Genomic DNA, 22,893 nt, shown 5'->3' with positions numbered 1-22,893 from the left:
CGGGATCAGCTGAAGACGACGGTGCGGTGGCCGTCAAGGAGGACCCGGTTCTGGCAATGCCAGCGGACTGCGCGCGACAGTGCCAGGGCCTCGGCATCCTGGCCCACCGTGGCCAGGCGGGCCGGATCGTAGGAATGGTCGATGCGGATGACCTCCTGCTCGATGATCGGACCCTCGTCGAGATCCGGTGTCACGTAATGCGCTGTGGCGCCGACCTGTTTGACGCCACGGTCGTACGCCTGGTGGTAGGGCTTGGCGCCCTTGAAACCGGGCAGGAACGAGTGATGGATGTTTATTGCCTTGCCGCGCAACTCGTTACACGCGTCATCGGACAGCACCTGCATGTAGCGGGCCAGCACGACGAGGTCTGCGTCGATGTCGTCGACGAGTTCGAGCAGTCGGGCCTCCGCCTCGGGCTTCGTCTCCGGTGTGACCGGGATGTGATGGAACGGCAGGTCTGCGGCCTCCGCCATCGGGCGCAGGATCTCGTGATTGGATACGACGGCGACCAGATCGCCACCGAGAGTTCCTGCACGCCAACGAAATATCAAATCGTTGAGACAGTGTCCCAGCTTCGACACCATGACGACCACGCGCGGCTGTTCGCTGCCGTCGAAGCGGTAGGTCATCCCGAAGTCGCCGGCGACCTCGGCGAACTGCTCGGTCAGCTCGTCGACGTCGCCGCAACCGTCCACGCAGTTGAACGTGGTGCGCATGAAGAATGCCTGGCTGCGAGGATCGTCGAACTGCTGGTGTTCGGCGATGTCGCAGTTGCGTCCGAAGAGGAATGAGGTGACCGCGTGGACGATTCCCGGACGTTGGGGACAGCTGAGTGTGAGAGTGAAGGTGTGGGTCATGAGGGCCTCCTGAATCCGGTCCCGGAGACCGGATGATGACGATTGGTGGTCACAGACCGGCCGCACAACCGAGCGTTGCGGTGGTGAGCATGTCTGTTGCAGCGGTGATGGCTTCGGCAGCGGTCAGGTTGATCGCTGCGGTGACGGTATTGGCGAGAAGCAGTGCGGTGGTCACCGGTCCGACCCCGCCGGGGACCGGGGTGAGGCCACCGGCCCGGCCGGCGACGGATTCGGCGTCGACGTCGCCGAGCAGTCGTCCGTCGTCGGTGGCGGTCGTGCCGACGTCGATGACGAAAGCCCCGTCGGCGATGTGCTGTTCGACGATCAGACCCGGCCGGCCGACGGCCACCACGACGATGTCGGCGTGGGCGGTGCTCGCCGGCAGATCCGTTGTGTGATGGTGACATACGGTGACCGTCGCGTCGCGGCCGACCAGCATGTTCGCGACGGGCGTGCCCACCACCAGGGAACGGCCTACGACGGCCACTGTGCGACCACGAAGTTCGATCTCGTGGTGGTCGAGCAGGTCCACCACCGCTTGGGCCGTGGCGGGTGCGAAGGCCCGCTCACCCGCGAGTAGGCGGCCGAGACTCACCGGGTTGGCCCCGTCGACGTCCTTGTCCGGAGCAATGGCGTTGCGCAGCAACGACATGTCGGTGTCGGCCGGTAGCGGTGTCTGGAGGATGATGCCGTGGACGGCCGCATTCGCACTCAACTCTGCCAGCGTGGAACGGATCTCGGCGGTGTCGGCGTGCGGGCCGAGCGCAACGACGTCGCACTCGATCCCGACCTTCGCCGCGGCGCCGGCGATCGATCGAACGTACCAGGCGGTCGACTCGTCGTCCGTCGCGGTGACCACCGCGAGCCGAGGTGTCACCTCCTGCGCGGCCAGGGTGGCGACGCCTTGCGTGACGTCGGCTCGGATGGACTTCGACAACTCTGAACCACTGAGGTTCCGGGTCATGGATTCAACAGCTTTCGTATTCGGGCGTTGACGGCGTCAGCGCGGCGGGCGAGGTCGTCGACGTGGTCGGTGCGGGCGGACAGCGACTCGCGCACCGCGGGGTCGGCGATCGATCCCAGGTTGATCTCGACGTTCACCCGTGCGGTGGTCGCCGCGGCGCGAGCGGCGTCGGCAGCGGCCGCGACGTCGCTGATGACATTGAGGTTGGCGACCGGCAGCAGATCCTCGGTCAGCTCGAGAACGATTGTCGCCGTGGTGATCACGTCGGCCGGAACCTCGGCGGCACGAGCGGCGGCCCGGCCGATCGCCGCCGATCGGGCTGCCTTCTCGTCGGCGGTGCCCTTGGGCAGCTTGTACGACTCGATGACACCGGTGAACGCGGCCATGTCGGCCTCGGCCAGTTCAAGGGCGCGTTCTCGGGCGATCTCGGCACGGTCCCCGATGCCCTCCACCAACGCCTCGTAGGTGGCGTACCTCGGTCCGGTCGTGTAGTTGGCGACCATCGACACGAGAGCCGCCGCCTGCGCGAGGTGGACTGCGGCCGCCGCGCCGCCGCCGGGTGCGGGTACCTTGGCGGCCAGCGCGTCGAGATATCCGGTGATCGACTGATCGCGCACGGTGAGCGCGGGCGAGGTGAGGGTCACGAGCGGATCTTCTTCATCTCGGGGTCGACGAGGGGCTCGGCGACGACGGTCGCCCGGACACGCCGATCGAAGTAGCCGATCTCGACGGAGCCGCCGATCGTGGTCGACGACGGCAACCAGGCATACGCGATGGGCGCTCCGACGGTGTGCCCGAAGGCTGCGCTGGTGACGTACCCGGCAGGCTCGCCGTCGACATAGACCGGCTCTGACCCGAGGACGACGGTGGTCTTGTCGTCGATGGTCAGACACGCGAGTCGTCGTTCGACGGTGTCGTCGGAGATGCCCTCGATCGCGTCGCGGCCGACGAAGTCACCCTTCTGCAGACGCACCGCGAAGCCGAGGCCGGCCTCGTACGGGTTGTGTTCGGTGGTCATGTCGGTGCCCCAGGAGCGGTAGCCCTTCTCCATGCGCAGACTGTTGAACGCCGCGCGCCCGCCGGCGATGATGCCGCGTTCTTGGCCCTGCGCCCACAACACGTCCCACAGCTTCTGGCCGTACTCGGCGGATGTGTAGAGCTCCCAACCGAGTTCGCCGACATAGGACAGTCGCATCGCGGTGACGGGGATGCCGCCGATGCGCACCTGCTTGGCGCGGAAGTACTTGAAGCCTTCATTGCTGAAGTCGTCGCGCGACAGTGCCTCGACGATCTCGCGGGCATACGGCCCCCAGAGACCGATGCAGCATGTGCCGCCGGTGATGTCGCGGATCGACACCGAGTTGTCGTCGGGTGCCTGGCGGCGCAGGTGGTCGAGGTCCAGGTTGCTGTTGGCGCCGACCTGGAAAACGTTGTCGGACAAGCGTGCAACGGTGAGGTCGCTGCGGACGCCGCCGGCGGCGTCGAGTGCCAGCGTGTAGGTGACCGAGCCGACGGACTTGTCCATCTTGCCGGTGGTGAGACGCTCGAGCAGCTCGAGGGCACCCGGTCCGGAGACCTCCAACCGCTTGAGCGGGGTCATGTCGTACATCGCGACCGCGGTGCGGGTCTTCCACGCCTCGGCGGCCGCGATGGGGGAGTGGAACATCGCTGCCCAGTCGTCGCGGGCCGGCGGCTGCCACTCGGCCGGTAGTTCGTCGAGCAGCGGTGCGTTGGCCTCGTACCAGTGGGGACGTTCCCAGCCGCCGCCCTCGAGGAAGAAGGCACCGAGTTCGACCTGCCGCGCGTGGAACGGGCTCACCCGAAGATTGCGCGGAGACTCCTTGGGCTGCAACGGATGCATCACGTCGTAGATCTCGACGAAGTTCTGCTGCGAGGTCTCCGACACGTAGCCGGGATCGAGCTGGATCTCCTCGAAGCGGTGCACGTCGCAGCCGTGCAGCTCGATCTCAGAGCGGCCCTCGACGAGGAGCTGGGCCACCGACCGGGCAACGCCGGCGGAATGGGTGACCCAGACGGCCTCGGCGATCCAGAAGCCCGCGACGTCGGGGGACTCCCCGATCAGCGGACCACCGTCGGGGGTGAAGGAGAAGATGCCGTTGAAGGCGGTGGCCGGATCGATCTCGGCGGTCTCCAAGCAGGGCAACAACTTCTGGCATTCCGCCCACGCCGGAGCGAAGTCCTCATCGGTGAAGGCGAGCATCGACGGCATTGCGTCTTCACCGACCTCGCCGCCGGGAAGCGTGCTCAGGTCGGCAGGCATCGGACGGTGCGCATAGGAGCCGATGCCGAGACGGTCGACGTGCTCGCGGAAGTACAGGTCCTGGTCCTGGTGGCGCAGGATGGGGAAGCCGGCCTCGGACGCCTCGGTGTTGCGGCCGACCAGTTCGGGAATCTGGCGTGTCTTGGCGTACTGGTGCGCCAGCGGGAGCAACGGCACCGGCATGCCGATCAGTTCGCCGAGCTCCGCGCCCCAGAAACCGCCGCACGACACCACGATGTCGGCCGGGACCACGCCGTTGTCGGTGACGACGCCGGTGACCCGTCCGCCGCTGTGCTCGATGCCGGTGACCTTGGTCGAACCGTGGAAGACCGCGCCACGACTCTGTGTGCGACGGGTCAGCGCCACGACGACGCGGGCGGCCTTGGCCAGACCGTCGGTCTCGACATGCAGGCCACCGAGGATGCGGGTCGGATCGAGCAGCGGATGGAGCTTGGCGCACTCCTCGGGATCGATGACCCGACCCTCGACGCCCCAGGACGTCGCCCACCCCTGCTTGCGATACAGATCAGCCAGCCGGGCCTCGGTCGTCGCGACCTCCAGCCCGCCGACCGGGTTGAAACACCACTGCCCGTCGACATCGAGACCCCGGAACTTCTCGCCGGTGTACTTCGCGAGCTGCGTCATCGTCTTCGACGGCGTCGTCTGGAACACCAGTCCGGGTGCATGCGAGGTGGACCCGCCGGTCAGCGGCAGCGGACCCTGATCGAGCACGGTGACCTGATCCCATCCCCGAACGGTCAATTCATCCGCGAGGTTCGTACCGACGATGCCGGCCCCGATGATCACGACACGAGGTGATCCCATGAAGCTGTCTCCTACGTAGGTGGTGTGGAAATTTCGTAGCCGATCAGTACTCGGCAATTGATATATCAAAATGCTAGGGTCGGAGTGCGCTCCGGGTCAACCCCCCAACCGGCCCAATCGGGAGCGGAAAGTGAAACGGAGCGAGCGCGATGGCCTCACCACAATCTGCCGACCCGGAGATCCTGCGGTACGCCAGCCGCTGGCATCTATATGGGGGAGGTCCGGCGCGAGAGATCCGCGAGAGGTTCGGACTGTCCGAGCGGGAGTTCTTCACCCGCTTGAGCTCGGCGCTTGACGCAAATCCGGATGGGGTGTCGTCGCGGCGGGTCGCGCGGATGCGGGCCGTTGCGGCACGCCGGTTGTGGCTGTGTTCGTGACGGGTGCGTCGAGCCGGGAGGGGCATCCGTCAGCGGTTGACGAGGTGGTTGATGTGACATACATTACCCACAAGATAATGTGTTAGCAGGACCGTCAAATATTTCAGAAGGACAGACCAGTATGTCTTCCCAGATCATCGATCCGTTGCTTCAGCCGTTCACCCTGAAGAACGTCACGCTGCGCAATCGGGTGGTCAGCACGTCGCACGAGCCTGCCTACACCGAGGATGGGATGCCCAAGCGGCGCTACCGCCTGTACCACGAGGAAAAGGCCAAGGGCGGCATCGGCCTGACCATGATGGGTGGGTCCGCTGTCGTCGCGCCCGACAGCCCGGCCGCCTTCGGCAACCTGCACGTCTACAAGGACGAGATCGTGCCGTGGCTGCGCGAACTCGCCTACGGAGTGCACGAGAACGGCGCGGCGGTCATGTGCCAGATCACCCACCTCGGGCGTCGCACCAGCAACTACGACGGCGACTGGCTGCCGGTGATCGCGCCGTCGCCCATCCGTGAACCCGCCCACCGCGCCTTCCCGAAGGCAGCCGAGGAGTGGGATCTGGACCGCATCGTCAAGGCCTACGCCGACGCGACCTCCCGCTGCCGCGAAGCCGGCCTTGACGGCATCGAACTCGAGGCCTACACCCACCTCCTCGACTCGTGGTGGTCGCCGCTGACCAACACCCGCGACGACGAGTACGGCATCGGCAACCTCGAGGACCGACTTCGCTTCCCGCTCCGCGTCATTCGCGCCGTGCGCGAAGCCGCCGGCCCCGACTTCGCCGTCGGCATCCGGATGGCGCTCGACGAGGACATGCCCGGCGGACTCCGCTACGACGAAGGGCTCGAGATCCTCAAGCGCGTCAGCGCCGAGGGCATCGACTTCGTCAGCGTCATCAAGGGCTACATGGCCAGCGACGAGGCACTCTCGCGGGTCATCCCGCCGATGGGTACGCCGGTCGCACCTCATCTGGAGTTCGCCGGCGCGGTCAAGGCGGCGATCGACATCCCGGTCATGCACGCCTCCCGCATCAACGACGTCGCCACCGCCCGGCACGCCATCCGCGACGGACTCGTCGACCTCGTCGGCATGACCCGCGCGCACATGGCCGATCCGCATATCGTCGCGAAAATGCAAGCGGGGGAGGAGGATCGCATCCGACCCTGCGTCGGCGCCACCTACTGCCTCGACGAGATCTATCAGAACCGCGACGCCAAGTGCATCCATAATCCGTCCACCGGCCGCGAGGATCGGCTGCCGCACAACGTGCCCGCGTCGACCGGCCCGCGCAAAACCGCGGTTGTCGTCGGGGCCGGACCGGCCGGACTCGAGGCCGCGCGCGTGCTGGGCGAACGCGGACACCGGGTCATCGTGTTCGAGGCCGCCGACCACGCGGGCGGACAGGTCCGTCTCGCCGCGTCGTCTCCGCGCCGACGGGATCTGATCAGCATCGTCGAATGGCGCCTCGCCGAGTGCAAACTCCTCGACGTCGACATCCGGATGAGTAGCTACGCCGAGGCCGACGACATCCTCGCCGAGAACCCCGACGTCGTGGTGATCGCCACCGGCGGTATGCCGAACACCGAATTCCTCGACGAGGGAGCACAACTCGTCACCGACGGCTGGGACATCCTGTGCGGCGCGGTCCGCCCACGCGGCGACGTACTGCTCTACGACGACAACGGCGGCCACCCCGGCCTCGACGTCGCCGAGGTGATCGCCCGCGCCGGATCGCCGGTCGAATTCGTCACGCCGGAAAGGACTCTCGCCCCCGACGTCGGTGGCGTCAACTACCCGGGCTACTTCAAGGCCTTCGCCGAGCACGACGTGCGGGTCACCCTCAACGAACGGGTGACCGGCGTGCGTCGCAAGGATGGGCGCCTCGAAGTGGATCTCTACAACGAGTACGCGAAGGTCACCCGGCAGCGCGTCGTCGACCAGGTGGTCGTCGAACATGGGACGCTGCCGCTCGACGACCTGTACTTCGAGCTCGTGCCCGGTTCGACCAACCTCGGTGAGGTCGATCAGCAGGCGCTGCTCGATACCCGACCCCAAGAGGTGTCCCGCAATACCGAGGGCTCCTATCAGCTCTTCCGGCTCGGCGACGCCGTCGCGAGTCGCAACATCCACGCCGCGATCTACGACGCATTCCGGCTCTGCCTGGTGCTCTGATTCGCGGCTCGGCGATACTGGAAGGCGTTAGTACCATCGACCGTTACGAGTTCGACGAGGCCGACGTCGTCGTCACCCACGAAAAGTCCTACGCCGCAGGGATACCCGCCGTCAAGGTGTCCTTGCAGCGCGGACTGGAACAGATGGGTGTGGTCCGTACCGCGCGGACCCTGGCAAAGCTGAATCAGCGCAACGGTTTCGACTGCCCGGGCTGTGCCTGGCCCGAGACGCCCGGCCACCGCAAGCATGCCGAGTTCTGCGAGAACGGAGCCAAGGCGGTCGCCGAGGAGGCCACCAGGCGGCGCGTGGGACCCGACTTCTTTGCCGCGCACCCGGTCGCCGACCTGCTCACCCGGACCGAGTACTGGCTCGGGCAGCAAGGCCGACTCACCCACCCGATGGTGCTGCGGCCCGGCGCGACGCACTACACGCCTATCGACTGGGACGACGCGTATCAGCTCATCGCCGACGAACTGCGCGCCCTCGACACCCCCGACGCCGCAGCGTTCTACACCTCGGGCCGGACCTCGAACGAGGCGGCGTTCGTCTACCAGTTGATGATTCGCGCGTACGGCACCAACAACATGCCCGACTGCTCCAACATGTGCCACGAATCCTCGGGCAGTGCGCTGGTCGACAGCATCGGCATCGGCAAGGGCTCGGTGTCGGTGCCCGACCTCGAAGAGGCCGACCTCATCCTCATCGCCGGGCAGAACCCCGGCACCAACCATCCGCGCATGCTGTCGGTGCTGGAGAAGGCGAAAGCCAACGGCGCCAAGATCATCGCCATCAATCCGCTGCCCGAGGCGGGGTTGTTGCGGTTCAAGGACCCGCAGAAAGTGCACGGTGTCGTCGGCGACGGCGTGTCGATCGCCGACGAGTTCCTGCAGATCCGGATCGGCGGCGACCAGGCCCTGTTCCAGGGGCTGGCCAGACTGCTCCTCGACGCCGAGGACCTCACCCCCGGCAGCGTGCTCGACCAGGCGTTCATCGACGAGCACTGCGCCGGCTTCGACGACTACGCCGCGCAGATCCGCAAGGTCGACCTCGACGAGATCATCCGCGCGACGGGGCTTACCCGCGAGCAGCTCGACGAGACCGCCGACGCACTGATCCGGTCGTCGAAGACCATCATCTGCTGGGCGATGGGGCTCACCCAGCAGACCCACGGGGTGGCGACGATTCAAGACGCCACCAGCCTGCTGCTGATGCGCGGAATGATGGGCAAACCGGGCGCAGGTGTGTGTCCGGTGCGCGGACACTCCAACGTCCAGGGCGACCGCACTATGGGCATCTGGGAGAAGATGCCCGATGCGTTCCTCGACGCGCTCGACGCCGAGTTCGGCATCACCAGTCCCCGCAAGCACGGCTACGACGCCGTCGACGCAATCCGTGCCATGCGCGACGGAGGCGTCGGCGTGTTCATGGCGATGGGCGGCAACTTCGTCGCCGCCACCCCCGACACCGAGGTCACCGAAGCCGCACTGCGCCAGTGTTCGCTGACCGTGCAGGTGTCCACCAAGCTGAACCGCTCCCACGTGGTCGCCGGGCGGACCGGACTGATCCTGCCGTCGCTCGGCCGCACCGACAAGGACCTCTCCAGCGGTCGTAAACAGCTTGTCAGTGTGGAAGATTCGATGTCTGCTGTGCATCTGTCCCGCGGCGGACTGAAACCGGCGAGCGAACACCTGCGCTCCGAGGTGTGCATCGTGTGTGAACTCGCCCAGGTCCTGCTGGGCGAGTCCCACCCGGTGCCGTGGGCCCGCTTCGCCGGCGACTACGACAGCATCCGCGACTCCATCTCGCGCGTCATCCCGGGCTTCGAGGACTTCAACACCCGCGTCCGCCAACCCGACGGCTTTGTGCTGCCGCACCCGCCGCGCGACGGCCGTCGCTTCGAAACCCGCACCGGCAAAGCCAATTTCGTCGCTCACGACCTCTATTGGCTGCCCGTTCCCGACGGCCGACTCATCCTGCAGACGATGCGCAGCCACGATCAGTACAACACCACCATCTACGGCCTCGACGACCGCTACCGCGGTATCTAGGGCGGCCGACGGGTGATCCTGGTGCACCCCGACGACATCACCGCGCTGGGTTTCGCCGCCGGCGACCGGGTCGACCTGATCTCGGAATGGACCCTGGGCGACGGGACCGTCGAGGAACGTCGTGCCGACGACTTCCGGCTCGTGCCGTATCCCACGCCACGCGGTAATGCGGCCGCCTACTACCCGGAGACCAACCCGCTGATCCCGCTCGATCACGTTGCGCGGGAATCGAACACGCCGGTCTCCAAGGCCGTGACGATCCGGCTGCAGCGGCAGCCTTCTCCGTAGAGTTCGTCCGCCGCCTCTTGGTTCCTCCTGAACCTGCACGGGGTGGACGAACCAAGAGTCGGCGGAAGAACCGCGAGTGGGGCGCGATCGAACCCAGACCTCAAAACATTGTGCGGATGCCGTCCTCGAACTCGCGGACATGTGACTCCGCGAGTTCGCGGGCACGCTGTTCGTCGCGGTCCAGGATCGCCTGCAGCACTCCGGATTGCGTGTGCACGTGGTGGTTGAGGTCGGGGAGGCGCTCGCGGGCCAGGTTCCACATGCGGAGCGACAGATCGAGATTCTGACTCAATGCGTCGATCAGATATGGGTTGTGGGACATCCGGTAGATCGCGCGGTGCACGTCGACGTCGAGGTCGAGGAGTACCGACGCATCGGTGGTCGCGTCGAGCACCGTGATCAGCTCTTGAAGTTCTTGTCGCTCTTGATAGGTCGCCTCAGTGGCGGCGCGTTCGGCGGCCAGCCCCTCCAGTCGTTCACGGATGTCGCAGACGGCCTTGAGGTCGGTTATGTTGAGGTCGGCGACGTAACTACCGCTGCGCGGGTAGATCATCACGAGCCGGCCATAAGCGAGACGCTTGACCGCTTCGCGAATGGGAGTGCGGCCGAACCCGAGTTCCGCGGCGAGTTTGTCCTCTTCGATTGGGGATCCGGGGGACATTTCCAGGGACACGATCTTGTCGCGGATGGCATCGAAGGCCTGGTCGGAGAGCAGGCGGTTGCCGGCCATCGGCTCGCCCCTTTCGTCGAGAGAAACGCAATCACCGTGCACTGAAACTTCAGTGCACGGTGATTGTATATCAGAGAACTGCTGTTGGGTCTCGATGCGCTCGCTCGCAAGCTCGCGGGCTTACTCGACCAGCGAGATTGGTTGCGGCGGCACGGGTTCGCGAGGACGTCCCTTTTCGTTGATCGAGTACGCGGCCAGTCGACCGGCCTGGAGGGCGGCCATGTCGTTGATCGAGTACGCGGCCATTTCGTTGATCGAGTAAGCGAGGAGCGCTAGCGACGAGCGCATCGAGATCCCTGGTGGGCAGCAGCTACCAACTCACCCCGAACTCCTCGCTCGCATCGATCAGCCAGTCGGCGAGGTAGCCGGCAAACGACGAACGGACGATGATCCGGTAGTCGGTGCCGTTGTCGGACAACGGGATGATCACCACGCCGGCCTGTCCGAGCACTGACTGCGCCGCAGCGCCGGGGCCGAAGACATTCGGGTGCAGGTCCAGTGAGCAGCCCTTGGCGAGGATCGCACGGGCGTGCTCGCCGCCCACCCGGACCACGGTGCGCTGGGCGGACACGTCCACCGCTGCGCCGCCATCCGACGTAATCGCCTCCCGCAGGGACGTTTCCAGAGCCTCACCGTTGAGAGTGGTGCTGGTGACCAGGAACTCTTCCGGGCCGAACCAGATCACCGAGACCTCGGGGCCGTCGACGATGCTGCCGGGTGTCGTCGGCAGCCGGTCGAGACCGAGCACCCCGGTCGCCGCGGCACCGGCCGATCCGGCCGGATCGACCCAGAGGTCGACCATGGTGACGAACGGCTCCTCGGTGATGGTCACCGACTCGGGGACCTCGGCGAGGCGGGATGCCCAGGCCTGCAACGGGCTGCGGCGGATCAAGGTGTCAGCCATCGCGGCGTGCTCCTTCGGGATCGACGAGGACGGAACTGGTGACCTCGACGGGGACGAGGGTTCCGTCGACGGGGACGTGCAGGGTGTCACCGATGCGGGCGTGTCCGCCCTTGATCAGCGCCAGGCCGAACGGTCGGCCGAGTTCGGCGCTGCGGTAGCTCGAGGTGACGTGGCCGAGCATCGGGACGGGAGCCGGTGGCAGCTCGCCGTCGTCGGCGAACTCGATGATCTGCGCGCCTTCGGGCAGCACCGTGTCCGCATCGGTCGGTAGCAATCCGACGAATTGCTTGCGCGACGGATTGAGGTTCTCGGCGCGGGTGAACGACCGCTTGCCGATGAAGTCGGGCTTCTTCTTCGACACCGCCCAACTCATGCCCAGATCCTGCGGCGTGACGGTGCCGTCGGTGTCCTGCCCGATGATCGGGTAGCCCTTCTCGGCGCGCAGCACGTGCATGGTCTCGGTGCCGTACGGGGTGATGCCGTACCGCTCGCCCGCGGCGATCAGCTTCTCCCACACCGCTTGTGCGTGCCAGCCGGTGACGTTGACCTCGTAGGCCAATTCGCCGGAGAAGCTGACCCGCCCGACCCGGACGTGCACACCGTCGATGCTGGTGTCGCGCCACGCCATGAACGGGAACGCGTCGTTGCTGACGTCGAGGTCGGGGAACACCGCGCCGACGACGTCGCGGGATTTGGGTCCGACGACGGGGAAGGTGTGCCACTGCTCGGTCACCGAGGTCATCCGCACCTTCAGGTGCGGCCACTCGGTCTGCAGCCACTCCTCCATCCAGTCCAGGATGTGGGCGGCACCGCCGGTGGTGGTGAACACCTGATACCGGTCCTCGGCGAGGCGCATCACGGTGCCGTCGTCGATGACCATGCCGTCCACACCGCACATGACGCCGTAGCGGATCATGCCGACCTTGAGCGTGCTCATCATGTTGGTGTAGAGCATGTCCAGGAACACCCCGGCGTCTGGGCCCTGCACGTCGATCTTGCCGAGCGTGGACCCGTCGAGGATGCCGACTCCGCCTCGGACAGCAGCACATTCGCGCAGCACCGCGGTGTCCATGTCCTCGCCGGGCAGCGGATAGTAGCGGGGCCGCTTCCACATGCCGACGTCCTCGAACACCGCTCCGCGGGCGACGTGCCATTCGTGGACCGCGGTGATGCGCTCGGGATCGAACAGGCTGCCGCGGCTGCGGCCGGCGAGCGCGGCGAACGCCACCGGCGTGTACGGGGGCCGGAAGGTGGTGGTGCCCAACGCCTGGATCGGTTCGCCGAGGAGTTCGGAGGTGATGCCGGAGGCGATGATGCCCGACGTCTTGCCCTGATCGTGCGCGGTGCCGATAGTGGTGTAGCGCTTGATGTGCTCCACCGACCGGATACCGGCGCCGATCGCGCGGGCGATGTCGGCGACGGTGGCGTCACGCTGCACGTCGACGAACTGGGTTGACTGGTCGCCTTCGGGTACTCGCCAGAGGACGAGGCCTGGGGTGGTGGGGGTTTCGTCGTTTCGACGACGCGACTCCGCTAGCGCTTCGTCGCTGCTGAACGAGCGGGTGCTGGCGTCAGGGGTGGCAGTGGGAGTCTCGAATCCGAGATCGGTGAGCGCCGTCGTCGCGGTCTCCTCCCCGTCGCGGATGTCGCCGGGGGTGTCGAAGACACCGTTGGCGGCACCGGCGACGCTCACCCCGTCGAGCTCGGCGCCGGGCACGAACGCGCCGAGTGCGTCGTCGTAGCGCAGCTGTCCGCGGGCCTGACTGAACAGGTGCACCGCCGGGTTCCAGCCGCCGCTCACGAGGAGCACGTCACAGGCCAGGACGGGCGGGCCGGACGTACCGGACACCAGCGCGTGGCTGACCCGGCCGTTGCCGCGGGTGCCGGTCACCACGGATCCGGGGCGGACGGTGATGCCGCGCCGGGCGCAGTGGTCCAACAGATGCTGCGGGACCTCGTCGCGGGCGTCGATGATCGCGTTGATCGCGACACCGACATCGTGCAGGTCGAATGCGGCGAGGTAGGCGCTGTCGTTGGTGGTGAACACCACGGCCTGCGTGCCGACCTTCACACCGTAGCGGTGCAGGAAGGTACGGGCGCTGTGCGCCAACATGATTCCGGGACGGTCGTTGTCGGAGAACACCACCGGGCGTTCGTGGGCGCCGGCCGCGACGACGATGTGCCGGGCGCGGATCCGCCACACCCGTTGCCGGCTGATCGCGGCGGGGGCGTCGTTGCCGAGATGATCGGTGCGGCGTTCCAGGGCGAGCACGAAGCCGTCGTCGTAGTGGCCGAAGGCAGTGGTGCGCTGCAGGTGCAGCGCCTCGGGATAGGTGGCGAGTTCGGCGACGGCGTCGGCCACCCAGTCGAGCGCGGGACGGCCGTCGATGGTGTCGGTGGTGCCGAGCAGCGCTCCGCCGGCCTCGCTCTGCTCGTCGATCAGCACCACACGGGCGCCGGCACGGGCGGCGGTCAGTGCGGCGGCCAGCCCCGCGGGTCCGGCACCGGCGATCAGGACGTCCGTGTGCACATGTGTCGCATCGTATTTCGCGGTGTCCGGGATCTCGGCGAGGCGGCCCTGGCCGGGGATGCCGCGGGCGACGAGGCCGTCGAAGAGTTCCACGGTGGTGGCCAGCAGCATCGGCTCGGGGAACGGAGCCTCGATCTGCACGAGGCCACCGGTGTCCTCGGCCCAGGCGGCGGTGAAGCCGCGGGGGCGGCCGAGTTTGATGCTGGTGGTGACCTGGTGGATGCCGTTGGCCAGCAACGCGGAGGCGAGGGTGTCACCGCGATGCCCGGTCAGCTCACGGTCACCGAAGGTGAAGGTCAGGGTGGAGTCGCGGTCCACGCGGCCACCGGTGGAGGTGCGGAATGGTGCGGTCATGAGATGCTGGGCTTCTGCTCGTCGAGGCGGTACACGTCGTGGAATTTGTAGGTGGCGGTGTCGCGCAGCGCGTTGAACCAGCGGCGGCATCCGGCGTTGTGGCTCCAGCGTTCGGCGAAGACACCCTTGGGGTTGTCCCGGAAGAACACGAAGTGGGCCCACTGTTCGTCGTCGAGGGCCTGCGGGTCCTCGGGGTAGGCGACGTGCGCCTGTCCGCCGTAGTGGAATTCGGTCTCCTCGCGCGGTCCGCACCAGGGACATTCGATGAGTTGCATTGTCTGGCTCCAGTTGTCGCGGGATCAGTGGGCAGGATCAGTGGGCGACGCCGGCGGCGCCGTGTTCGTCGACGAGGGCGCCGGTGACGAAGCGGTCGAGTCCGAACGGCTCGACGTACTCGTGCGGGCGGTCGTTGGCGATGGTGTCGGCCAGACACCAGCCCAGACCTGGCGTGACCTTGAATCCGCCGGTGCCCCAACCCGCATTGAGATACAGGTTCTCGTACTGGCCGCCGCGTCCGACGATCGGCGAAGCGTCAGGGCAGACGTCGACGATGCCGGCCCAGGTGCGCAGCAGGTGCGCGCGGGCGAAGACGGGGAACAACTCCACCGCGGCTGCCATCTGGCGTTCGATGATGTGGAAGGCGCCGCGCTGACCGTAGCCGTTGTAGGCGTCGACACCCGCGCCCATCACCAGCTCGCCCTTGTGTGCCTGGGACACATAGACATGCACCGCGTTCGACATCACGATCGTCGGGTGCACGGGCTCGAGCAGTTCGGACACCAACGCCTGCAAGGGATGACTCTGCAGCGGGGTGCGGATGCCGAGCATGTCGGTCAGCGTCGAGGTGTGCCCGGCGGCGCAGAGCGCGACCTGTCCGGCGGCGATGTCGCCGCGGGTGGTCTTCACGCCCGTCACCCGGTCGCCGTCGGTGGTGAAGCCGGTGACCTCGCAGTTCTGGATGATGTCGACGCCGGCCTGATCGGCGCGACGCGCGAAACCCCAGGCGACGTAGTCGTGTTTGGCGATCCCGGCTCGTGGCTGATACGTCGCGCCGAGCACCGGATAGCGGATGTCGCTCGAGATGTTGACCAGCGGGCACAGTTTCTTGACCTCGTCGGGATCGACCCATTGGGCGTCGATGCCGTTGAGCTTGTTGGCCTCCACCCGACGCACGCTCTCCCGGACGTCCTGCAGGCTGTGCGCGAGGTTGAGGACGCCACGCTGGCTGAACAGGATCGGGTACTCGAGGTCCTCTTCGAGACCTTCCCACAGCTTGAGTGCGTGCTCGTAGATTCGTGCGCTCTCGTCCCACAGATAGTTGGAGCGAATGAGGGTGGTGTTGCGCGCCATGTTGCCGCCGGCCAACCAACCCCGCTCGAGCACAGCCACATTCGTGATGCCGTGGTTCTTGACAAGGTAGTGGGCGGTGGCCAGTCCGTGGCCGCCGCCGCCGACGATCACCACATCGTAGGACTTCTTCGGTTCTGGTGTGCGCCAGAGGAAGTCGGGGTGATCGGGGAGGTGCGCGCCGGGGCGGTGCACCGATGCATCTGTGGTCACAGCGTCTCCTGAGCAGCGTCGAGGTCGGGGTAGAGGGGGAAGCGGGCGGCGAGTGCCTCGACACGGTCGCGCAGGGCGGCGAGGGTGTCGTCGTCGGTCTCGGGTCGCAGAGCGTAACTGATGACGTCGGCGACCTCGCGGAACGCGTCGAGGTCGAATCCGCGGGTGGCCAGGGCCGGGGTGCCGATCCGGACGCCGGAGCTGATCATCGGCGGGCGCGGATCGAACGGAACGGCGTTGCGGTTCACGGTGATTCCGACGCGGTGCAGGCGGTCCTCGGCCTGCTTGCCGTCGAGTTCGGAGTCGCGGAGATCGACCAATACCAGGTGCACGTTGGTGCCGCCGGAGACGACGTTGATGCCGGCGGCCTTCGAATCGTCGGCGAGCAGGCGGTCGGCGAGGATCTTCGCACCGTCCAGGGTGCGCTGCTGACGTTCGACGAAGGCGGGTTCGCCGGCGAGCTTGAACGAGACGGCCTTGGCGGCGATCACGTGCTCCAGCGGTCCGCCCTGCTGTCCGGGGAACACCGACGAGTTGAATTTCTTCGCGAGCGCTTCGTCGTTGGTGAGGATGATGCCGCCGCGCGGGCCGCCGAGGGTCTTGTGGGTGGTGGAGGTGACCACGTGTGCGTGCGGCACCGGCGACGGATGCAGCCCGGCCGCGACCAACCCGGCGAAGTGGGCCATGTCGACCATCAGGTAGGCGCCCACCTCGTCGGCGATGCGGCGGAACTCGGCGAAGTCGAGCTGACGCGGATAGGCCGACCAGCCGGCCAGGATCAGCTTGGGCTTGCGTTCGCGTGCAATGCGTTCCACCTCGGCCATGTCGATGCGGTGATCGTCCTCGCCGACCTCGTAGGCGGCGACGTCGTAGAGCTTGCCGGAGAAGTTCAGCTTCATGCCGTGGGTCAGGTGGCCGCCGTGGGAGAGCGACAGGCCCAGAATGGTGTCGCCCGGGGTGAGCAGCGCCGCCATGGCGGCGGCGTTGGCCTGGGCACCCGAATGTGGTTGCACGTTGGCGTATTTCGCGCCGAACAGTTCGGTGATGCGGTCGATGGCGAGCTGCTCGATGACGTCCACGTGTTCGCAGCCGCCGTAGTAGCGACGACCGGGATAGCCCTCGGCGTACTTGTTGGTGAGCACCGAGCCCTGCGCCTGCATCACGGCCAGCGGCGCGAAGTTCTCGCTGGCGATCATCTCCAGCGTGCTCTGCTGCCGGTCGAGTTCGTCGGAGATCGCGCTGTACACGGCCGGGTCAAGAGCGGCGAGCTGCTCGGTGAGAAGGGGATTGGCGGCGGGCGCCGCGGCGCGGGTCGCGGTGTCGATGGTCAAGGAATCGCCTTTCTGGGCTGACTAATCGATGACTGGTATATCAACTGTGGACTAGAGTAAGATCAGTTTCCGTCGGCGTCAACAGTTTGCGCCATATACGAGGTGAGAGGGACGATGATGACCTTGGCCAGCATCGAGATCGCCGTACCGGATTCGGTGACGAATGCCGATCGTGCCTACGACATCGTGCTCGAACGACTGGTCATGCTCGACATCCGACCCGGCGCGCCGATCAACGACGACCACCTCGCCGCGGATCTCGGATTCGGCCGTACCCCCGTCCGGGAGGCACTCAAGCGACTCGAACGCGAACGCCTGGTGATCGCCTATCCGAGGCGCGGCACCTTCGCCACCGCCGTCGACATGACGGACCTCGCCGACATCTCCGAGATCCGCAAACAGATCGAGCCGATGGCCGCGGCACGCGCGGCGACGTCGGCAAGCGCCGAGTCGCGGGCGCGGTTGTCCGCGATGGCGGCCGGTATCGCCGCGATCGAGGACACCGACGATCCCCGCGAGGTGATGCGCCGCGACGTCCACGTACACCGCGAGATCTACCGTGCGTCGGGAAATCCGCACCTCGAGCAGATCCTCGTCGGACTCGACGCGCACGCCACGCGGATCTGGTGTCTGTTCCTCGACCGGCTCTCCGACGTCGCAGCCCATGTGCGCGAACACATCCCGCTGATCGAGGCGATCGTCGCGGGGGACGCCGAAACTGCGGCCGAACTGACCCGTGACCATGTTGTCGGCTTCGAGGCGGCGGTGCGGGCGTTGCTGTAGACGGATTGATATATCATTTGCGCATGACTGCGCTGGATTTCGACGGGCTGGGCCTCGACACCGAGCCCGCATCGCTGGCCGACCGGGCCTACCAGACCATCCAGGACAAGCTGATCATGCTGGAGATCAAGCCGAACGACGCGATCGTGGAGAGCGACCTGGCGACCGAACTCGGGGTGGGCCGAACGCCCGTCCGAGAAGCCCTGAAGCGGCTCGAGGCGGATCGGTTGGTCGTCTCGTTCGCCCGGCGTGGCACGTTCGCCACCGGTGTCGACGTCGCCGACCTTCGGCACATCTCGCAGATCCGGGTCAACCTCGAACCCGTTGCCGCACGGGCGGCCGCGCAGAACGCGTCGTCGACGACCCGCGCCCAGCTGATCGACCTCGCCGACCGGATCGCGGCCCTCGACATCGAGAACATCTCCAAAGACGAACTCATGCGCTGGGACATCTGGGTGCATCGCGCGATCTACCGCGCCGCCGGCAACCCGCACCTCGAGGATGTCCTGATCCGCTACGACAATCTCGCCACCCGCATCTTCTGCATGTTCCTCGACCGTCTACCGACCGTCGGCGGGCACGTGCAGGAGCACATCGACTTGTTGCGCGCGATCGCCGCCGGTGATGGTGACGCGGCGGCCCAGATCGCGCTCGACCATGTCACGGACTTCGAGAAGGCGATTCGCGCGGTCGTGTGAGGTTGGCGGGCGGTAGGTCTCGATACGCGTCGGGCTCGCTGCGCTCGCTCGTCGCTACTCGACCGGCGGATACCGTGGTCGTCGTTCGCTCGTCGCTACTCGACCGGTGGATGTCGTTGTCGTCGTTCGCTTGTCGCTACTCGACCGGCGGATACCGTGGTCGCCGTTCGCTCGTCGCTACTCGACCGGCGGATACCGTGGTCGCCGTTCGCTCGTCGCTACTCGACCGGCGGATGTCGTTGTCGTCGTTTGCTCGTCGCTACTCGACCGGTGGAGTTCCCCGTTGGTCGAGTAAGGCACCGAGCGCAGCGAGGCGCCGCATCGAGACCACTGTCGCCGAGCTCAGTTGAAGACCACCGTCCGGTGGCCGTGGAGCAGCACTCGATTCTCGCAATGCCAGCGCACGGCCCGGGAGAGCGCGAGGGCCTCGGCATCCTGGCCGACGGTCGCCAGGCGGGCGGGGTCATACGAGTGGTCGATGCGGATCACCTCTTGCTCGATGATCGGGCCCTCGTCGAGGTCGGGGGTGACGTAGTGGGCGGTGGCGCCCACCTGTTTCACACCGCGGTCGAACGCCTGGTGATATGGCTTGGCGCCCTTGAAACCGGGGAGAAAGGAGTGGTGGATGTTGATCGCCCGACCACGCAGGGCCGTGCAGGTCTCGTCGGACAGAATCTGCATGTAACGCGCGAGAACCACGAGGTCGGCGTCGAACTCGTCGACGAGCTCGAGCAGGCGGCCTTCGGCTTCGGCCTTGGTGGTCGGGGTCACGGGTACGTGATGAAACGGTAGTCCGGCGGCCTCGGCCATCGGGCGCAGTACCTCGTGATTGGAGACAACGGCGACCAGTTCTCCTCCGAGGGTCCCGGCGCGCCAGCGGAAGATCAGGTCGTTCAGACAATGTCCCAGCGTCGAGACCATGACGATCACGCGCGGCGCGGTGGCGTCGTCGAATCGGTAAGTCATGCCGAAATCCGAAGCAACCGAACCAAATTCGTCACTCAGCTGGCGAGCATCCACGTCGTCGTCAGCACACGCGAAGGTGGTACGCAGGAAGAACGACTGACTGAGCGGGTCGTCGAACTGCTGGTGCTCGACGATGTCGCTGTTGTGCGTGAACAGGAACCTGCTGACGGCATGCACGATCCCGGGACGCTGCGGGGAACTCAGGGTCAGGGTGAGGTGGTGCGTCATGGGCTGAAATCTCCTGATCGGGGTGTTGATCGTCGTCGGCGGTGGCGGAGAGGTGGCGAGCGCACCGAGATACAGTCGACAACTGATATACCAAGGTAAGCGCTGGTGACCGGAGAAGTCAATAGGCCGGCCCGCTCCGATGCTCATTGCGCATCGAGTTGCTGATTGGGCAACACGGACAACGGTGCGTATGGTTGCGTCATGAGCAACGCGAGTTCTGAGGTCGCCGGCGGGGGTGTGCAATCGGTCGACCGAGCGCTCCAGGTGCTCGAAATCCTCGCGCGACTCGGCGAGGCCGGCGTCACGGAAGTGGCCGCCGAGATCGGTGTGCACAAGTCCACCGCATCCCGGTTGCTCGCCGCGCTCGAAGAGCGCGAGATGGTGGAGCAGACCCAGGACCGGGGCAAGTACAAACTCGGATTCGGCATTCTGCGTCTGGCCAACGCCGTCTCGGGTGGCCTCGACGTCACTCGGCAGGGGCGCGAGATCGCTCAACGGCTGGCCACCGAGGTCGGCGAGACCGTCAACATCGCGGTGCTGCGATCGCACTACGCCGTCAACCTCGACCAGGCGCGCGGCCCGTCGGCGATCGGTGCCCATGACTGGGTGGGCGAATTGACACCCCTGCACGCGACGTCGAGCGGCAAGGTGTTGACCGCCTTCATGTCCGAGGACGAGCGCCACGATCTGCTGCGTTCCGCGGGCATGCCACAGCTCACGAAACATACCCTGACCTCGATTGCCGATCTCGATCGGCAACTGGACCTGGTCGTGCGAGATGGCTTTGCCGTCACCGTCGAAGAGTTCGAGGAGGGTCTGACGGCGGTCGCCGCACCGATTCGCGATCACTTCGGCGCGGTCATCGCGGCCATCAGTGTGTCCGGTCCCGTCTACCGGCTGAGCGAGGCGAAGGCCCGTGAGATCGTGCCCCTCGTCGTGGCGGCGGCGGCTGATGTCAGCTGGCGAATGGGCTACCAGGGCTGAGGTCGACGTGAGTCGCCTGTGTCGACGTGCAGGATGTCGGATTCGTCGTTAATATATCTATTGTCGTTAACTCATGTTAGTGTCGTCACACCCATGTGAGCCACGTCATGATCGACACGGCGGTGCGTGGGCGGGCAGCCCATATCTCATCTGCGGGCAGCAATCTTCGACATCCCGACGGCAAATGTCACCGCCACAGGAGATCCATGTGACAACTCGGCACGACGACCCACCCGACACGACATCTGAAGGCGACGACGGTCTCTCGGGCGATCCCGGAGCATCCACCGACCCCGGCCCGGCATCCGGGGAGTTCGACGCCACCTCCCGCAATCTCCGACCCGTCACAGACCCGATAGTGTTCGGCGTCGCCGCAGTCAGCGTGGTGGCGGTCATCGTCTGGGGACTGCTTGCGCCGGAAGCGTTCTCGAACACCATGTCCGGGGTGCTGTCCTGGGTCGTCACCAACCTCGGGTGGCTGTTCATCATCTCGGCGACCTGCTTCGTGTTGTTCGTGTTCTGGCTCGCCTTCAGCCGGCACGGACGCATCCCCCTCGGTCGAGACCGCGAGAAGCCGGAGTTCAACACCGTCAGTTGGGTCGCGATGATGTTCAGCGCGGGCATGGGGATCGGCCTCATCTTCTGGGGTGTCACCGAGCCGCTCACCCATTTCGTCAAACCTCCACCCGGACTGGCGGATTCAGCGGCGGGGACGGCTCTGGCGACGGCCCTGTTCCATTGGGGCCTGCATCCGTGGTCGATGTACGCGGTGGTTGGGTTGTCGATCGCCTACGGCACGTTCCGTCGGGGGCGGCGCCAGTTGATCAGTTCGTCGTTCATCCCGCTCCTCGGTAGGAAGAGGGCCGAGGGCCCGATCGGCAAGATCATCGACATCCTCGCGATCTTCGCGACGATGTTCGGCACGGCGGCCTCGCTCGGCCTCGGTGCGCTGCAGATCGGTTCCGGCATCGAGGTCCTCGGTTGGGTGGGGCAGGCGGGCACGATGTTGCTTGTCGCCGTCGTCGCGCTGCTCACCCTGGCCTTCGTTGCGTCGGCCGTGTCCGGCGTCTCGCGGGGTATCCAGTGGCTCTCGAACATCAACATGGTGCTCGCGCTGGTGCTGGCGGTATTCGTGTTCGTTCTCGGGCCGACCGTTCTGATCCTCGATCTGCTGCCGATGGCGCTGGGCGAGTACGCCGCGAGTATCGCCGGCATGTCCGCCCGCTCCGGTGCGGCAGGTGCGGACACCCAGGAGTGGCTGTCGTCCTGGACGATCTTCTACTGAGCGTGGTGGATCTCCTGGACGCCGTTCGTCGGCATGTTCCTGGCGCGGATCAGCCGCGGCCGCACGATCCGGCAGTTCGTCGTGGGTGTCATTCTGATTCCGACGACGGTGAGTCTCGTCTGGTTCGTGATCTTCGGCGGCGCCGGTATCGGGCAGCAACGCTCGGGTATCGACCTCTACGGCGACGGCGATGCCGAGTCGACCCTCTTCGGTCTGCTCGACCACCTACCACTGGCCGGCTTCTCGTCGCTGTTGGTGATGGCGCTGGTGGCCATCTTCTTCGTGTCCGGCGCCGACGCCGCATCCATGGTGATGGGGACGCTTTCTCAGCGCGGTTCGCTGCACCCCACGAAGTGGGCGGTCGCGTTCTGGGGCCTGGCGACCGGTGGGGTGGCGGTCTTGATGCTCTGGGCGGGCGGCACCGACGCACTCAGTGGCCTGCAGACGATGACCATCATCGTCGCGGCGCCGTTCGTGTTCGTGATGATCGGCATGTGCGTCTCCTTGTACAAGGACGTGACCTCCGACCCGCTGGTCGCGCATCTGCGTAACCGGGCCCCCGACAAGACCAAGGCGCCGCGCGACATCCTCACCCCCTACTGACAGCGGTCGCGCGTAAGTTACCGGCGCGTCAATAACGCTGTAATGCACCACCTTCCACCCGGTCCGGCCCTCGCCGGGCCGGGTGATGTGGTCTCTGGCGGCCGATCGCGCCTGTCCGATCGCCGGC

At 66.5% G+C, this 22,893-nt stretch carries 17 protein-coding genes and 2 pseudogenes; 7 read left to right on the top strand and 12 right to left on the bottom strand.

Annotated elements, in window-relative coordinates:
• Positions 1 to 5: 5 nt before the first annotated feature.
• The 4 genes from purU (ACWDTI_RS14485) to ACWDTI_RS14470 are packed head-to-tail and all read right to left on the bottom strand — an operon-like array spanning position 6 to position 4,927.
• On the bottom strand, positions 6 to 857 hold the full coding sequence (gene purU, locus ACWDTI_RS14485; protein ID WP_449738784.1) for a formyltetrahydrofolate deformylase: 852 nt from the start codon (positions 855 to 857) through the stop codon (positions 6 to 8).
• A gap of 49 nt (positions 858 to 906) precedes the next feature.
• On the bottom strand, positions 907 to 1,821 hold the full coding sequence (locus tag ACWDTI_RS14480; RefSeq protein ID WP_449738783.1) for a bifunctional 5,10-methylenetetrahydrofolate dehydrogenase/5,10-methenyltetrahydrofolate cyclohydrolase: 915 nt from the start codon (positions 1,819 to 1,821) through the stop codon (positions 907 to 909).
• Positions 1,818 to 2,465 (bottom strand): cyclodeaminase/cyclohydrolase family protein, encoded by a 648-nt coding sequence (locus ACWDTI_RS14475; protein ID WP_449738782.1) that lies wholly within the window; start codon positions 2,463 to 2,465, stop codon positions 1,818 to 1,820. The genes ACWDTI_RS14480 and ACWDTI_RS14475 overlap by 4 nt, the downstream gene beginning before the upstream one ends.
• Positions 2,462 to 4,927: a GcvT family protein gene (locus ACWDTI_RS14470; RefSeq protein WP_449738781.1), complete on the bottom strand. Its 2,466-nt coding sequence runs from the start codon at positions 4,925 to 4,927 to the stop codon at positions 2,462 to 2,464. Before ACWDTI_RS14470 ends, ACWDTI_RS14475 begins: the two co-directional genes overlap by 4 nt.
• A 149-nt stretch (positions 4,928 to 5,076) precedes the next feature.
• Between ACWDTI_RS14470 and ACWDTI_RS14465 the strand changes: the two genes are divergently transcribed.
• From ACWDTI_RS14465 to ACWDTI_RS14455, 3 genes and pseudogenes are all read left to right on the top strand, one after another.
• Positions 5,077 to 5,304 carry a DUF3263 domain-containing protein gene (locus ACWDTI_RS14465; RefSeq protein ID WP_449738780.1) on the top strand — a complete coding sequence of 76 codons (228 nt, stop codon included), beginning with the start codon at positions 5,077 to 5,079 and terminating at the stop codon, positions 5,302 to 5,304.
• A gap of 121 nt (positions 5,305 to 5,425) precedes the next feature.
• A complete protein-coding gene (locus ACWDTI_RS14460; protein ID WP_449738779.1) occupies positions 5,426 to 7,474 on the top strand; it encodes an oxidoreductase in 2,049 nt (682 codons plus the stop codon).
• 35 nt (positions 7,475 to 7,509) lie between these two features.
• Positions 7,510 to 9,810: pseudogene (locus tag ACWDTI_RS14455) on the top strand (FdhF/YdeP family oxidoreductase).
• A gap of 100 nt (positions 9,811 to 9,910) precedes the next feature.
• Here ACWDTI_RS14455 and ACWDTI_RS14450 read toward each other — a convergent pair.
• The 7 genes from ACWDTI_RS14450 to glyA form a co-directional block, all read right to left on the bottom strand.
• Entirely contained in the window at positions 9,911 to 10,540 is a 630-nt protein-coding gene (locus ACWDTI_RS14450; RefSeq protein WP_449738778.1) for a GntR family transcriptional regulator, read from the bottom strand.
• A 120-nt stretch (positions 10,541 to 10,660) separates the two neighbouring features.
• A complete protein-coding gene (locus ACWDTI_RS14445; RefSeq protein ID WP_449738777.1) occupies positions 10,661 to 10,828 on the bottom strand; it encodes a hypothetical protein in 168 nt (55 codons plus the stop codon).
• A gap of 22 nt (positions 10,829 to 10,850) precedes the next feature.
• Positions 10,851 to 11,444: a sarcosine oxidase subunit gamma gene (locus ACWDTI_RS14440; protein ID WP_449738776.1), complete on the bottom strand. Its 594-nt coding sequence runs from the start codon at positions 11,442 to 11,444 to the stop codon at positions 10,851 to 10,853.
• Positions 11,437 to 14,328, bottom strand: coding sequence for a glycine cleavage T C-terminal barrel domain-containing protein (locus tag ACWDTI_RS14435; RefSeq protein WP_449738775.1), 2,892 nt, complete (start codon positions 14,326 to 14,328; stop codon positions 11,437 to 11,439). The genes ACWDTI_RS14440 and ACWDTI_RS14435 overlap by 8 nt, the downstream gene beginning before the upstream one ends.
• Entirely contained in the window at positions 14,325 to 14,603 is a 279-nt protein-coding gene (locus ACWDTI_RS14430) for a sarcosine oxidase subunit delta (RefSeq protein ID WP_449738774.1), read from the bottom strand. Before ACWDTI_RS14430 ends, ACWDTI_RS14435 begins: the two co-directional genes overlap by 4 nt.
• 37 nt (positions 14,604 to 14,640) lie before the next feature.
• A complete protein-coding gene (locus ACWDTI_RS14425; protein ID WP_449738773.1) occupies positions 14,641 to 15,888 on the bottom strand; it encodes a sarcosine oxidase subunit beta family protein in 1,248 nt (415 codons plus the stop codon).
• The gene (gene glyA / locus ACWDTI_RS14420) at positions 15,885 to 17,219 is read right to left on the bottom strand and encodes a serine hydroxymethyltransferase (RefSeq protein WP_449738772.1); all 1,335 of its coding nucleotides are present in this window, start codon (positions 17,217 to 17,219) and stop codon (positions 15,885 to 15,887) included. The genes ACWDTI_RS14425 and glyA overlap by 4 nt, the downstream gene beginning before the upstream one ends.
• 117 nt (positions 17,220 to 17,336) lie before the next feature.
• Between glyA and ACWDTI_RS14415 the strand changes: the two genes are divergently transcribed.
• Complete coding sequence (locus ACWDTI_RS14415) at positions 17,337 to 18,002, top strand: GntR family transcriptional regulator (RefSeq protein ID WP_449738823.1); 666 nt, start codon at positions 17,337 to 17,339, stop codon at positions 18,000 to 18,002.
• A 23-nt stretch (positions 18,003 to 18,025) separates the two neighbouring features.
• Entirely contained in the window at positions 18,026 to 18,700 is a 675-nt protein-coding gene (locus ACWDTI_RS14410; RefSeq protein WP_449738771.1) for a GntR family transcriptional regulator, read from the top strand.
• A 342-nt stretch (positions 18,701 to 19,042) separates the two neighbouring features.
• Here ACWDTI_RS14410 and purU (ACWDTI_RS14405) read toward each other — a convergent pair whose 3' ends face one another.
• On the bottom strand, positions 19,043 to 19,894 hold the full coding sequence (purU, locus tag ACWDTI_RS14405; RefSeq protein ID WP_449738770.1) for a formyltetrahydrofolate deformylase: 852 nt from the start codon (positions 19,892 to 19,894) through the stop codon (positions 19,043 to 19,045).
• Between the two features lie 201 nt (positions 19,895 to 20,095).
• On the opposite strand from purU (ACWDTI_RS14405), the gene ACWDTI_RS14400 reads away from it, so the two are divergent.
• Positions 20,096 to 20,878 carry an IclR family transcriptional regulator gene (locus ACWDTI_RS14400; protein WP_449738769.1) on the top strand — a complete coding sequence of 261 codons (783 nt, stop codon included), beginning with the start codon at positions 20,096 to 20,098 and terminating at the stop codon, positions 20,876 to 20,878.
• 358 nt (positions 20,879 to 21,236) lie between these two features.
• Positions 21,237 to 22,766, top strand: a pseudogene (locus ACWDTI_RS14395) (BCCT family transporter).
• Positions 22,767 to 22,893: the final 127 nt, after the last annotated feature.

This window comes from Gordonia sp. NPDC003424 (genome assembly GCF_053588655.1).
Note: the sequence above shows the minus strand (reverse complement) of the source record. Positions and strands in the feature narration are given on the sequence as shown.

Coding starts and splice junctions, on each gene's coding strand:
- purU (WP_449738784.1), bottom strand. CDS start 857: ATGACCCACACCTTCACTCTCACACTCAGCTGTCCCCAACGTCCGGGA.
- ACWDTI_RS14480 (WP_449738783.1), bottom strand. CDS start 1,821: ATGACCCGGAACCTCAGTGGTTCAGAGTTGTCGAAGTCCATCCGAGCC.
- ACWDTI_RS14470 (WP_449738781.1), bottom strand. CDS start 4,927: ATGGGATCACCTCGTGTCGTGATCATCGGGGCCGGCATCGTCGGTACG.
- ACWDTI_RS14465 (WP_449738780.1), top strand. CDS start 5,077: ATGGCCTCACCACAATCTGCCGACCCGGAGATCCTGCGGTACGCCAGC.
- ACWDTI_RS14460 (WP_449738779.1), top strand. CDS start 5,426: ATGTCTTCCCAGATCATCGATCCGTTGCTTCAGCCGTTCACCCTGAAG.
- ACWDTI_RS14450 (WP_449738778.1), bottom strand. CDS start 10,540: ATGGCCGGCAACCGCCTGCTCTCCGACCAGGCCTTCGATGCCATCCGC.
- ACWDTI_RS14445 (WP_449738777.1), bottom strand. CDS start 10,828: ATGCGCTCGTCGCTAGCGCTCCTCGCTTACTCGATCAACGAAATGGCC.
- ACWDTI_RS14440 (WP_449738776.1), bottom strand. CDS start 11,444: ATGGCTGACACCTTGATCCGCCGCAGCCCGTTGCAGGCCTGGGCATCC.
- ACWDTI_RS14435 (WP_449738775.1), bottom strand. CDS start 14,328: ATGACCGCACCATTCCGCACCTCCACCGGTGGCCGCGTGGACCGCGAC.
- ACWDTI_RS14430 (WP_449738774.1), bottom strand. CDS start 14,603: ATGCAACTCATCGAATGTCCCTGGTGCGGACCGCGCGAGGAGACCGAA.
- ACWDTI_RS14415 (WP_449738823.1), top strand. CDS start 17,337: ATGACCTTGGCCAGCATCGAGATCGCCGTACCGGATTCGGTGACGAAT.
- ACWDTI_RS14410 (WP_449738771.1), top strand. CDS start 18,026: ATGACTGCGCTGGATTTCGACGGGCTGGGCCTCGACACCGAGCCCGCA.
- purU (WP_449738770.1), bottom strand. CDS start 19,894: ATGACGCACCACCTCACCCTGACCCTGAGTTCCCCGCAGCGTCCCGGG.
- ACWDTI_RS14400 (WP_449738769.1), top strand. CDS start 20,096: ATGAGCAACGCGAGTTCTGAGGTCGCCGGCGGGGGTGTGCAATCGGTC.